The organism is Flavobacterium fryxellicola, from assembly GCF_900143245.1.
Taxonomy (GTDB): Bacteria; Bacteroidota; Bacteroidia; order Flavobacteriales; family Flavobacteriaceae; genus Flavobacterium; species Flavobacterium fryxellicola.
This window is the reverse complement of the sequence record NZ_FRDK01000007.1, coordinates 145663-158853: the sequence shown is the minus strand read 5'-3', so window position 1 is coordinate 158853 and position 13191 is coordinate 145663. Positions and strand designations below refer to the sequence as shown.

Sequence of the window (13191 nt, the reverse complement as noted above, 5' to 3'; positions counted from 1 at the left end):
TACAGCCCTATTTTATTTACTTTTATCCTTTCAAAAAAAACAATTAAAATGAAATATTTATTTTCTGTTTGTGTCGTATTTGTATTAAGTGTTGCACAGGCACAAAAAGTAGTATCGCCTTCGGGTAGTATCGCCTTAAGTTTTAAAGTAGTGGGTAACGGACAGCCTTCTTATGCGGTAAACTATAAAAATAAAGCAGTCGTTTTGGAAAGTGCTTTGGGAATAAAATTGAAAGAAAAACCAGCCTTAGATGCTAATTTTGAAATTATAACTTCAAAAACGAGTACTTTTAAAGAGTCTTGGAAACCCGTTTTAGGGGAACAATCAACTATTGTTAATCATTACAACGAGCTTATTATCGCTCTCATAAACAATGAAACGAAGGTAAAAATGAATATCATTTTTAGGGTTTTTGATGAAGGTGTAGCATTTAGATATGATTTTCCAAAGCAAGCAGAGTTGAATTATTTCATTATTTCTGATGAGGTTACCCAATTCAATTTTACTGCAAACAATAAAGTTTTCTGGATTCCAGGGGATTTTGACAGCAATGAATACGAATACAATGAAACTAAATTTTCAGAGATTGACAACTCTAAAATCAATATGAATAATGGAATTGGTGTAAAATCAATTCCCGGGAAATATATGGTGCAAACGCCTTTGATGATGAAAGCGCCATCAGGATTGTATCTCAATATTTTTGAAGCGGCTGTAGTCAATTATCCAGTGATGCATTTGAATGCTGATGTGATCAATTACAAATTAAAAGCGGAATTGGTTCCTAACGCTCTTGGCGACAAAGCCTATCTACAAACGCCATGTGTGTCGCCTTGGCGAACGATCATGATCAGTGATGATGCCAGAGCTATTGTTGCATCTAAAATGATTTTGAACCTAAACGAACCGTCAAAATTAGAAGACACGTCTTGGATTAAACCAATGAAATATGTTGGAATCTGGTGGGAAATGCACGTCGGAAAATCAACGTGGGATTATGCAGGTTCTCAAAATGCGACTAATTTTGCCGATGCGCCTAAAGCGTCTGGAAAGCACGGAGCAACTACTGTAAATACTAAAAGATACATTGATTTCGCTGCAAAAAACGGTTTCGACGGGGTGCTTGTCGAAGGTTGGAATACCGGTTGGGAAGACTGGAATGGCAACTGGAAAGAGGAAGTTTTTGACTTTACCACGCCTTATCCTGATTTTGATATTGCGGCGCTTTCGGCTTACGCCAAAGAAAAAAAGGTCAAAATGATTATGCATCATGAAACCTCTGGATCAGTTAGTAATTATGAAAGACATTTAGATCGCGCGTTTGATTTGATGAAAAAATATGATTATCCAGCCGTAAAATCGGGTTATGTAGGTAAAATTATTCCGCGTGGCGAATTTCATGACGGACAATCGATGGTCAATCATTTTAATTTTGTTGCCAGACGCGCTGCCGATTATAAGATCATGATCAATTCTCATGAATCATCAAGGCCTACGGGTTACGGACGAACGTATCCTAATTACATCGCTGCTGAAGCGGCTCGCGGAAACGAATTTAATGCCTGGAGTATTGGGAATCCGCCGATGCATGAAACCATTTTACCATTCACCAGACAACTAGGCGGACCAATGGATTACACACCCGGAATATTTGAAATCAAAATGAGTTATTATGATACAAATAAAACAGAGCAGGTCCATACAACTTTAGCCAAGCAGCTGGCGTTGTACGTAACCATGTACTCGCCTTTGCAAATGGCAGCCGATTTATTAGAAAACTACGAAAAATATCCAGATGCTTTTCAATTTATAAAAGATGTTGAAACGGATTGGGACAACAGTATTTATATAGAAGCAGAACCGGGAGATTATGTCACCGTTGCGCGAAAAACCAAAGGTAAAGAAACCTGGTTTTTAGGCGCAATTACGGATGAGAATGCGAGGAAATCGGAGGTGAAATTGGATTTCTTATCTAAAGGAAAAAAATACAAAGCCATCATCTATGAAGATGCAAAAAATGCAGATTGGAAAAGCAATCCTATTGCGTATCAAATCAGAACTACTGTAGTGACTAGCAAATCTAAAATTAAGCTGAATTTAGCTCCTGGAGGCGGAACAGCAATTAGTTTTGAACCCATCCAATAAAATATAATCCTGCAAGAACTTACTCTTGCAGGATTTTTTTTTGAATCCTGTGCTAAATATTCGTTGAGAATGACGAAATTGCCACTGTAATCAAAACCAAAATTCTTAAGAATCCTATTCAAAAAGACTTCCATTTATTATGAAAAAATCAATCGTTTTAGCCGCACTTTTTATTGGTGGCCTCACCACATTTGCACAAACCAAAGACGAGCAAACGCTTAAAGAAATTTATAAATCTTCGCTGACTAATGCCAAATGTTATCCTTGGTTGGAACATTTGTCGAACACCATTGGTTCTAGGCTATCAGGTTCTGCAGGAGCCGATAAAGCAGTTTTGTACGCCAAAGCGCAACTGGAAACTCTTGGGTTAGATAAAGTGTATCTACAGGAAGTGATGGTGCCAAAATGGGTTAGGGGCGAAAAAGAAATTGGGTATTTACAAACTGGAAATCAAAAAGTTATATTCCCAATTTGTGCTCTTGGTGGTTCTGTAGCCACGCCAAAAACAGGATTGAAAGCGACTGTTATTGAAGTGAAGAGCTTAGAAGAATTAGCAGCACTTGGCGAAGCTAATGTCAAAGGAAAGATTGTGTTTTTTAACAGACCCATGAATCCAGAATTTGTTGAAACCTTCAAAGCCTACAGCAGTTGTGTGGATCAAAGATCATCCGGCGCGAAAGAAGCTGGGAAACTAGGAGCTTTAGCCGTTATTGTGAGGTCTATGAATTTACGTTTGGATGATTTTCCACATACTGGTGCTACGAATTATGGAGATAGTGTAGAAGAACAACGAATTCCTGCAGCGGCTATTAGCACCAACGGCGCAGAACTTTTAAGCAAGAGTTTACAAGCAAATCCAAATGCTTCTTTTTATCTGAAACAATCGTGTCAAACCTTTGATGATGTGTTGTCGTATAATGTTGTTGGCGAAATGACAGGAACGGAGTATCCAGAACAAATTATGGTTGTGGGTGGACATCTAGATTCTTGGGATTTGGGCGATGGTTCGCATGACGATGGTGCAGGATGTGTACAAAGTATGGAAGTCTTGAATATCTTCAAAAACATTGGCTATAAGCCAAAAAACACACTGCGAGTGGTGCTGTTTATGAATGAAGAAAATGGGGTCCGTGGTGGAAAAGAATATGAAGATCAATCCAATAAAAACAAGGAAAACCATATTTTTGCTTTAGAAAGTGATTCGGGTGGTTTTTCACCAAGAGGTTTTTCAATAGATGCCGATGAAGCAAATTTCAACAAAATCAGTAGTTGGGTTACTTTATTTGAACCGTATCTGATTCACAAATTTGTAAAGGGACATTCTGGGGTTGATATTGGACCTTTGAAATCCAAACAAATTGTAAAAGTTGGATTGCAACCGGATTCACAACGTTATTTTGATTACCATCATGCTGCAAATGATACGTTTGATGCAGTCAATAAAAGGGAGTTAGAGTTGGGAGCTGCAGCAATGGCTTCTTTGCTCTATTTGATAGATCAAAACGGAATTCAAAAATAGAAATAGATGGAAATACTGAAGGTGCTAGAGTCCCATTTTTTTTCAATATTTGAATGAAATGGTGAATGTAGCACCTTCATTTATCTTACTTTCTACTGCAATTCTTCCGCCTAAGCTAGTGATGTGATTGTAAACCAAATACAATCCTATACCATTGCTGTCACTGTTACTATGGAATTTTTCATACAATCCAAAAATCTTATCTTTCACCTTATCCATATCAAAACCCAGACCTTCATCAGAAAAAAGCAATTGATCAACTCCATTTATTTTTTTTGATTGGATGTTAATGTAAGGGGCCTGATTTGCTTTTGAATATTTTATGGAATTGGTTAATAAATTTAAAAAAATACTTTTGATATATGCTTTATTAAAATTGATTTTTTCAAAAGCTGAAAAGTCAATATTAATAACTGCTTTTGAATCGCGTACTAAGGAATTTATAGAGACAAGAACTTCAGCGAGTGATTCATTTAAATTTATTTCTTCAATTTGAGTATTGATACTTTCGTTTTCTACTAATTGATCAATAGAATCATTTAAAGTTTGTTTTAAATTTTCACTGGTTAATTTAAGAATTTCTACTAACTCCAACGTTTCTGGATCATTTATTTTTGAAACATCAATGAGGCTGAAAACAGATAGCATATTATTTATGGGAGACTTTAAATCATGGGATGTTTTATGTGATAAAATGGTGAGTTCTTTGTTAATTTGGGTAAGATTTGCAAGAAGTAAATTGCGTTCTTCTTCCACTTTTTTTTTGTGAGTGATGTTCTTGGCAATTGCATATACTAATTTCTCAGACACAACCGGCATTGATGTCCAAGATAACCAGACAATTTCTCCGGCTTTAGTCAAATATCGATTTTCAAAATTTAAGAGCGGATTGTTTTTATATATATGTTCCCTAGTTTCTATTGTATTTTTAAGGTCTGGCTCATAAACAAAACTACTGATTGGTCTTGCATACAACTCCTCGTCGGTGTACCCTAATAATTTAGAAAGTGCGGGATTTATTCTCTTCAAATAACCATCAAACCCTGCAATACAAATAAGATCAGCCGAGATATTAAAAAAATTATCAAAGTGATAAATTCCCTCTACATCAGGATTAGTTTTGTTTTTGGTCATTGCGTTTAATAGTATTTATTATTGAGATGTCGGGCTCAAACGAATTTTATGAATTGTTTAGCGGCGATTATTTTTAAAAGAAAAGATATTCTCAAATTTAATCATTAAATAGTAAAACAAAAGCAATATTTCTAACAAATTTTTAGTTAAAAAAGTGGATTTTCTAAGCAAAGTATTAAAATAGAGCTTAAACAAAAATAGGCCGATGTAAAACAACAGCCTATTTTTAATGTTTTAAAAAAATATTTAGATCTTGAATATTCCTCCAACCGCAATAATTCTCTGGAAAAAGAAAAAGTCTTGAGAAGCACTGTCTTCAGTACTTTGTGTTGTTCTAATATCCTGCATATTGATATAACCGCCTTTGAGTTCTCCTTGTAAATAAAAGTGCTTGAAAAAAGTAACATTCAGTCCTGCTTTTAACGAGGTGCCGTAACCGGAAACATGAAAATCATCATGTCGTTCTTTCCCCAATAAGGTTGTGTTTGTTTTTGGATATAAAAGACCAAAACCAGCGCCTTCCGTTAAATTGATTTGAATTTTATCGGTATTTTCAATATGGAACAATGAGGAGATATCGTCATGTCGAGATACTTCAGTATTGATATAATTTAAACCATCAGTATGTTCGTACTTTAGAAATTCTTCTGTCAGTAAAACTTGACTGTTGGGCAATATTTCATCATACGATCCTGGTTTAGGATAATAGCCATCGCTAGTAACGGTTTGGTCTTGCGTCATGACATATTTCATGTGATCGACTCCTATAGCTATGCTATAATGATCACCCAAGAAGTAACCCATTCTAAAATTAGTCTGGGGAATCGTCATTCTTGAAGGATTGATATAATCTACATGCCAGCCTTTTGGTTTGTCATGTGCTTCCACATTTTCTAATGTAAAATTATAATCTTTACCTTTAAAAGTTATGTCTGATTTGGAGTAGGTGTCTCTGTTTCCTCCCCACGATATAAAAAATTTACCTTTGTTATGCGTTGTGTATTTATTTTGAATTTCTGTAGTTTCCTGCGCAGTTACGTTATTGGTCAATAAAATAGTAAGGAATGCGGAATAATAAAAAAGATGTTTCAATGAATTTGAGGGCCTAAATTTAAAATGTATTTATTGTTTTTCTGATGGCAACTAACTTGGTCATTAAGGATTCAAAATAATCCAAATGTAGCATATTAGCACCATCACTTTTTGCATTAGCAGGATCAAAATGGGTTTCAATAAAAATCCCATCTACACCTACAGCAATACCGGCTTTGGCAATAGTTTCGATCATATCTGGTCTTCCGCCAGTCACACCAGCCGTTTGGTTGGGTTGTTGCAGCGAATGAGTCACGTCAAGAACGGTAGTAGCATACTGTTGCATGGTAGGAATTCCTCTAAAATCAACAATCATATCTTGGTAACCAAACATGGTTCCTCTGTCCGTAACCATCACGTTATTGTTGTGGCAATCCAATACTTTTTGAACTGCATGTTTCATGCTTTCTGGACTCATGAATTGGCCTTTTTTTAGATTAACCACTTTTCCTGTATTGGCAGCAGCCACTACTAAATCAGTTTGGCGTACTAAAAAAGCAGGTATTTGAAGTACATCTACATATTGAGCAGCCATATCCGCATCTTCATTCGTGTGAATGTCAGTAACGGTAGGAACTCCAAAAGTTTCTGAAACTTTTCTAAGAATTTTGAGTGCTTTCTCATCGCCAATTCCTGAAAAACTATCAATTCTGGAGCGATTGGCTTTTTTGAACGAGCCCTTAAAAACGAAAGGAATTTGTAAATTATCAGTAACTCCAACTAATTTTTCGGCAATTCGCAGCGCCATTTCTTCCCCTTCAATGGCACAAGGACCAGCTAATAAGAAGAAGTTACCACTTTCGGTATGCTTAATTTGGGGAATATTATGTATGTTCATAGTAGTTATTTTTTGAAGGTGCAAAGATAGTTAGGTTTTACGATTTATGAATTCTAAATAATTTTTATTATTAACTTTTTATTGAGAGCTATTTCCTGCTGTACGTTGCAATCTCCCTGAAAAACGGGAGGATTTTTACTGCCATCAGGGCTATAGAATTTGTTTATTAGGATATTATGGTGTTCAAAATCTATTATTTTTTTAACGAAAAACCCATTGGAACCATCAAAATTCCTTTTTCATAGATGTTAACGTAAAGCAGAATTGGTTTTTTTTGCCCAGCCCACTTTATTTCGAATACCTCTAAAAATCCAGCACCAAGGTCGCTTCTTTTTGTCGGAAACGGGCAGCAGTTTTCTAACTTTATAAAGGTTATCTTTTCACCATTAGGCCCAGCAAGAGCATTAAAAAATCGTTGCTGATTGACAGTTTCATTTTTTGTGTTATTGAAAAATAAATTAATGGGATAGTCTTTATCAAAGCCATATTTTTTGTCTGTACTAAATTCAGTAATTACAAACGTATTGTCTTTACCCAACACAAGATTTGGTGCGTTTTCATCAGTATTTTTCAAAGTAGATTGTGTACTCGAACAAGAGGTCATACTAATTAGGATAGCAAAAAGAAGAATCGATTTTTTCATATTGTAGGTAGTATTAAAAAGGAAAAATGTAATTAGAGAATCTTATGTTTACAATGCTGCAAAGATAGATAGAACTTCAATCGCAAAACGAGTTCCTATGATATTTAAAAACCTTTTTTACGGAATTTTTTATTTATCATTTTATCTGTTAAAATGCTTCTTATCTTTGCCCAAAAAAAACAATTATGAATGTAATTTTTCAGACTTGGTCGTGGTATATTTCTGGGTTTTTGATCGGTATGATTATGTTGGCTCTTATTTATTTAGGTAAATCATTCGGAATGTCTTCTAATTTACGCTCGCTTTGTTCTATGGCTGGTTTAGGAAAACAAGTCGCCTTTTTTAATTTTGATTGGAAAGCACAACGGTGGAATTTAGTGGTCGTTTTGGGTGCCATGTTAGGTGGTTTTGTTGCCGTGCATTTTATGAGTGATGCCTCAAATGTAACCATTAATCCTCAAACAATTTCGCAGTTAGCAGCGCTCGGAATCGATGCTCCAAATGGAAAATTAGTTCCAGATGCACTTTTTGGAAACTCCATTTTAGAATCTCCAAAAAGCATTTTTATTTTGCTTATCGGAGGCATTTTGATCGGTTTTGGTTCTCGTTATGCGGGAGGTTGTACTTCAGGTCACGCTATTTCGGGTTTAAGTAATTTGCAAATTCCATCTCTAAAAGCGGTGATTGGGTTTTTTATCGGTGGGCTGATCATGGCACATTTGTTATTGCCCTTAATTGTAAAGTAGGAAAAGTAACGTTAGTATCATTTAAAATTTAAAGCATGAAAAATATAGTAAAATATCTTTTGGTTGGATTCATTTTTGGAATCGTGCTCACTAAATCAGAAGCAGTTTCTTGGTATCGCATTTATGAAATGTTCCACTTTCAGTCCTTTCACATGTACGGAATTATTTCGGTTGCGATCTTGACAGGAATAATTGGAATCCAAATCATAAAACGAAATAACATAAAAGACATTAAGGGAGAATCGATTGAAATCCCTGACAAAGAAAAAGGATCAGCACGGTATTGGATTGGAGGATTGTTTTTTGGATTGGGTTGGGCATTAGTGGGATCCTGCCCAGGGCCTATATTCATTTTGCTTGGTGCTGGTTTTTGGACCGTGTTAATAGTGCTTTTTGGAGCACTTGTAGGAACATATCTCTACGGATTATTGAAGAGTAAACTGCCTCATTAATTAAAAGACATCTAGTGACGAAGTAGTGTTTTCATAGGAAAACGCTACTTTTTTTGGTTTAATTTTAAAATGCCTACCACAATTAAGTATTGCGCAATGAGGTAAGTTGTCATAATCAGAAAGGAACTGTATTGCAATGGGGCATAAAATTTATCAAATGACAAAATACTATCGGATGCGACAAAAATAATGGCTCCAATTAGAATATAAATGTTCGCTGGTTTTTGCCAGTTTAAAAAGCCTTTTAAGGCAAATAATAACATAATTGAAATTGTTAGCGCATAAATAAAAACTGGAATTTTTAAGTCTCCCAAACTAGGTAATAAAAGCAATAGTAGCACAATTAAATAAAAGGCTATTGCAGTAACTCCAACCCAATAAATGATTTTACTTTTCTTTAAATAAATTTTTAATTGTTTGCTGAAAAGTAGGATATAGAAAATATGCGAAAGGAGAAAAGCAAGTAATCCTGCAATAAAATAAAGCTTCCCTTGATCCGCAAACATCAAAATGATGTCACCTATCCAAGACAACGTCAAGGCTATTAATAGAATTTTTTTGGTAACAAATCTTTCATGTGTGTAAACAGCGAGTAAGAGAAAAGGCAACAGAAATGGTTTTAAAAACCATGCATAATCTTCTTGTCCCAATAGAATTAACAAAAGATAAACTAAACTAAAACCAATAAAACTCTTTACTATTATGTTGCTTTTCATAAGGTGATTTTAGGATTGAAGTACTATTAATGTTTCTTTTTCAAAATTTCTTCTTACAAAATATAACGTTACTACTAGAGATAAAAGAAGATAAGCCGCAATAATGTAACTAGCAAAAGGAAAAAGTTGGTTCATTCCAAACCAATCTCCAAAATAGAAAATTAATCCAATACCAACCACAAAACGGATGCTTTCCCATAGCATAGAAATTTTTCGCGTATCCATTAATTCCGTGTAACTATAAACGGTCAAAAAAATAAAAGCACCGTAAATAAATACATTTGGCAAGCCTATTATTGCAATGGAGTTGTACAGATAGCTAATTAATATTAAGGTAGTAATTGCCTGAAAAATGGACCAATACATCAGTTTTTTGGAATGTTGAGTTCCATATTTCTCAAAGTTATACACATTTGTGATTTTAGTTACTGGATATTTTTCTTCAAAATTCTCTGGACGCCAACCTGTAGGTTTGAACCAAATTATACACTTATCTTTCCAGTTTTCGGCGCGCCAAGCATCGGTAATTAGCAATGACAAATGTTGGAAATTAATGCGGATTGGATTCCATGTTCGTGCTGGTCTTGTAATGCCGAAAACAGGAGGAACCGACGCTAATTCTGCTTGAAAAGTGCCAAACAATTTGTCCCAAATTATAAATATCTGTGAATGATTTTTATCCAAATATTCGGGATTGATGGCATGATGTACCCGGTGATGTGAGGGAGAAACCAATAAATGTTCTAGAAAACCAATTTTTTTAATGTGCTTAGTATGATACCAGAATTGCAGGAATAAATGAATGGGTAAGGTAATCGCAATCACTTTGGAGGGAACACCTAAAAGTGCTGCTGGAATCAGCAAAAAGGTAAACAGGTTGACAAAACTAGAAATGGGTTGCCGCAAGGCACATGCTAAGTTGAATTCCTCACTACTGTGATGAATAGCATGTTTATTCCACAGGAAATTAATTTGGTGAGACATTCGATGGCTCCAATACCCGTAAAAATCGATAGCAATAAAACCAATAACATAAGTTAAAACTGTTGCTTCTAAATCAAACAAAGCTATTTTGGAGGCAATCCAATCATAGGAAACCAGCGTGATACTGAGCCCCAATACATCTTTTAGGGAATTAACCATTCCGGAGCTTACACTCGAAACGGAGTCCATATTTGGGGAAGTGTCTTCTCCTTTGTAATGCCCGTATATTTTTTCAAGGATAATTAAAATTAAAAAAATGGGCATTACAAAAACTAAAATTTTACCATATTCTTCCATAAAAACTATTTTTAGTATTCAAATATAGAATAAAAGAAAATGTTTTTAAATTATCCACAGCATTTTATTTCTCTATGGGAAGTTTCTACTATTCTTTAAATAATCTCTGCATTTAAACCTGCTTCCAATAATTGGGTGCATTGTGGTTTCAATTTTTCGTAAGAACCAGTTTTTACGGTACACTTTCCGTTATAATGTACAATCAAGGAACATTGTTCTGCTTGCTCAGGCGTGTGATCACAAACGCGAATTAAAGTTTCAATAACATGGTCAAAAGTATTTACATCATCGTTGTAAACTACAATTTCATGGTCTAATTGTATTGCTTCTTTGACACTTACTCTTTCTCTTACTTTTTCTTTAGTACTCATTTTTGTAGGTTTTTGTACTTTCGTAATTAATAAAAAAACATCACTACTAATTTACATATTTTAAAGACACCCAATTGTTTCTTTCCAGTTTTTTAACATAAGTTAACCCTTTCTCTGTACAAGCAGTGTCTATGAATGGAATATCCTCTTGGTAGAAACCACTTAAGAGCAATGTTCCATTTGGATTTAAGCTGTCCACATAACTTTGCATATCGTTCAACAAAATATTTCTGTTGATGTTGGCAATAATCAAATCGTATTTTTTGCCTACCAATAAAGCAGCTTCTCCTTCATAAACGGTAATGTGTTTGCAGTTATTACGTTCTGCATTTTCGATAGAGTTTAGGTAACACCAGTTGTCAATATCAATGGCGTCAATGGGTTGTGCGCCTTTCATCTCAGCAAGTATTGCTAAAATTGCAGTTCCACAGCCCATGTCGAGTGTTTTTTGTCCGGTAACATCCATTTCTAGTAAATGTTGAATCATCATGTGCGTTGTTTCATGGTGACCTGTTCCAAAACTCATTTTAGGTTCAATTACAATATCAAATTCGGCATCTGTTTTAGGGTGAAAAGGCGCGCGAACGTGGCAATTTCCATCTACATCAATAGCATCAAAATTCTTTTCCCATTCTTCATTCCAATTGACTTGTGCAATCTCTTCAAAAGTATAAGTTATTGTAAACTCTTCCGATTGCAGAATATGAATGTCTTCTAAAATAGTTTCGTCCCATAAATCCTTTTGAACAAAAGCTGAAACCCCCGTTTGCGTTTCAGTAAAACTCTCAAAGGCCCTTTCTCCTAACTCGGCAATTAATATTTCAGAACCTAATTGTTTCGCTTGTTCGCTATCGCTTTGGTCTTTTGATTCAATAGTAAAATGATACCCAATATATATGTTTGACATGCTTCTTTTTTTTACAAAGGTAGCAATCACTATTTAAATCGCATTTGGAAATCAATTTTTATTTTACATTTGCAAGATAAACACACTACTAAGAATGAAAAAAATGACACTTTTTTTGGTGTTCTTGTACAGTTATTTAGGAACTGCTCAAGAAAACATCAAACAGACGAAAGAGGATAACGATTTGAAATTATCGGCACTTCCGTACTACAGCTTTGGAAAAGGAATTGGAATTACTTCTCCAGACAGTTTATACCAGTTGAATATTCGTTTTCGGATGCAAAACAGAGTAACTTATTTGGACAATGACGGGGAAGATGGAGCTTATGATGGACAAATTAGACGTTTGCGTTTGCGATTGGATGGATATGTAGGAACGCCAAAATTCTTATATGCCATTCAATTGTCCTTTGCTCCAGGTGATGTGGGAGAAATTAAAGAAGGGGAAAATATTAATATTATTCGGGATGCGGTTGTTTTTTACAGACCTAATAAACATTGGAATATCGGTTTTGGACAAACTAAATTACCTGGGAATCGCCAGCGTGTTAATTCATCTGGCGGTTTGCAATTAACAGATCGCTCTATTAATAATGCCCGTTTTACGATTGATAGGGATTTTGGTTTTCAAATTCACAATATTAATGAATTTAAAGATAAATTTTCATACAATTTTAAAACCGCGATTTCTACTGGTGAAGGACGTAACATCACTGGGAATGCTGATGCTGGAGTCGCAGTGACTGGTAAAGTGGAGCTTTTGCCATTTGGATCTTTTGCTAAAGATGGTACTTATTTTGAAGGGGATATCGTAAGAGAAAAAAGGCCTAAATTATTGCTTTCTGGAGCTTTTCAACAAAATAATCACGCCAAGAGAACACAGGGGCAATTAGGAAATGATTTGTTTGAAGAGCGCACCTTGAAATCAGTAATGTTAGATGCCATGTTAAAATACAATGGATGGGCAGCAATGTCAAGTTACATGTCTAGAGCTACATCAAGAAATGCTGTTACAATAAATCCAGAGAATAACGCACAATCAAATTTTGCTTATGTAGGTAGTGGATTTGATTATCAGTTGAGTTATAATTTTCCTTCAAATTATGAAGTCATTGGACGATATTCAACACAAAAACTAGGGAAAGATATTCAAGCGTTGGCACCAAATTCCAAACAATATACGGTGGGCATGACTAAATATATTTGGGAGCACAGTTTCAAACTTCAAAGTGAATTAACTTTAGATACTTTAAATTATTTTGATGGAAGTATAAAAAATAATTGGTATCTGCGTTTTCAGGTGGAAATAGGCATATAAAAAAAAGCGGTGATAGAAAATCACCGCTT

Annotated in this window: 13 protein-coding genes; 5 read left to right on the top strand and 8 right to left on the bottom strand. The window is 34.9% G+C overall.

The annotated features are described in order from the left end of the window. Positions 1–48 precede the first annotated feature (48 nt). Positions 49–2145, top strand: coding sequence for a glycoside hydrolase family 97 protein (locus BUA03_RS11630; RefSeq protein WP_066077115.1), 2097 nt, complete (start codon positions 49–51; stop codon positions 2143–2145). 139 nt (positions 2146–2284) lie between these two features. Further along, positions 2285–3664: a M28 family peptidase gene (locus BUA03_RS11625; RefSeq protein WP_066077112.1), complete on the top strand. Its 1380-nt coding sequence runs from the start codon at positions 2285–2287 to the stop codon at positions 3662–3664. Positions 3665–3706: 42 nt separating this feature from the next. Here the strand turns inward: BUA03_RS11625 and BUA03_RS11620 are convergent, their stop codons facing one another. The 4 genes from BUA03_RS11620 to BUA03_RS11605 form a co-directional block, all read right to left on the bottom strand. Next, entirely contained in the window at positions 3707–4798 is a 1092-nt protein-coding gene (locus BUA03_RS11620) for a sensor histidine kinase (RefSeq protein WP_066077109.1), read from the bottom strand. Positions 4799–5044: 246 nt separating this feature from the next. Further along, positions 5045–5890 carry a hypothetical protein gene (locus BUA03_RS11615; RefSeq protein ID WP_066077107.1) on the bottom strand — a complete coding sequence of 282 codons (846 nt, stop codon included), beginning with the start codon at positions 5888–5890 and terminating at the stop codon, positions 5045–5047. Between the two features lie 19 nt (positions 5891–5909). Next, on the bottom strand, positions 5910–6728 hold the full coding sequence (kdsA, locus tag BUA03_RS11610) for a 3-deoxy-8-phosphooctulonate synthase (protein ID WP_066077104.1): 819 nt from the start codon (positions 6726–6728) through the stop codon (positions 5910–5912). A 193-nt stretch (positions 6729–6921) separates the two neighbouring features. Then, the gene (locus tag BUA03_RS11605) at positions 6922–7371 is read right to left on the bottom strand and encodes a 2-dehydro-3-deoxyphosphooctonate aldolase (protein WP_066077101.1); all 450 of its coding nucleotides are present in this window, start codon (positions 7369–7371) and stop codon (positions 6922–6924) included. Positions 7372–7556: 185 nt separating this feature from the next. Between BUA03_RS11605 and BUA03_RS11600 the strand changes: the two genes are divergently transcribed. Together BUA03_RS11600 and BUA03_RS11595 are read left to right on the top strand one after the other, a co-directional pair. Continuing rightward, positions 7557–8117, top strand: a complete 561-nt coding sequence (locus tag BUA03_RS11600; protein ID WP_066077097.1) for a YeeE/YedE family protein — start codon at positions 7557–7559, stop codon at positions 8115–8117. 35 nt (positions 8118–8152) lie between these two features. Further along, positions 8153–8569 (top strand): DUF6691 family protein, encoded by a 417-nt coding sequence (locus BUA03_RS11595; RefSeq protein WP_066077094.1) that lies wholly within the window; start codon positions 8153–8155, stop codon positions 8567–8569. Between the two features lie 44 nt (positions 8570–8613). Here the strand turns inward: BUA03_RS11595 and BUA03_RS11590 are convergent, their stop codons facing one another. The 4 genes from BUA03_RS11590 to prmA form a co-directional block, all read right to left on the bottom strand. Next, positions 8614–9285 (bottom strand): lysoplasmalogenase, encoded by a 672-nt coding sequence (locus tag BUA03_RS11590; protein WP_066077092.1) that lies wholly within the window; start codon positions 9283–9285, stop codon positions 8614–8616. A gap of 9 nt (positions 9286–9294) precedes the next feature. Further along, positions 9295–10566 carry a sterol desaturase family protein gene (locus tag BUA03_RS11585; RefSeq protein ID WP_066077089.1) on the bottom strand — a complete coding sequence of 424 codons (1272 nt, stop codon included), beginning with the start codon at positions 10564–10566 and terminating at the stop codon, positions 9295–9297. Between the two features lie 95 nt (positions 10567–10661). After that, entirely contained in the window at positions 10662–10937 is a 276-nt protein-coding gene (locus tag BUA03_RS11580) for an ATP-dependent Clp protease adaptor ClpS (protein WP_066077086.1), read from the bottom strand. 46 nt (positions 10938–10983) lie between these two features. Then, positions 10984–11844: a 50S ribosomal protein L11 methyltransferase gene (gene prmA, locus BUA03_RS11575; protein ID WP_066077083.1), complete on the bottom strand. Its 861-nt coding sequence runs from the start codon at positions 11842–11844 to the stop codon at positions 10984–10986. Positions 11845–11938: 94 nt separating this feature from the next. Between prmA and BUA03_RS11570 the strand changes: the two genes are divergently transcribed. After that, entirely contained in the window at positions 11939–13162 is a 1224-nt protein-coding gene (locus BUA03_RS11570; protein WP_066077080.1) for a porin, read from the top strand. The last annotated feature ends 29 nt before the right edge of the window (positions 13163–13191 follow it).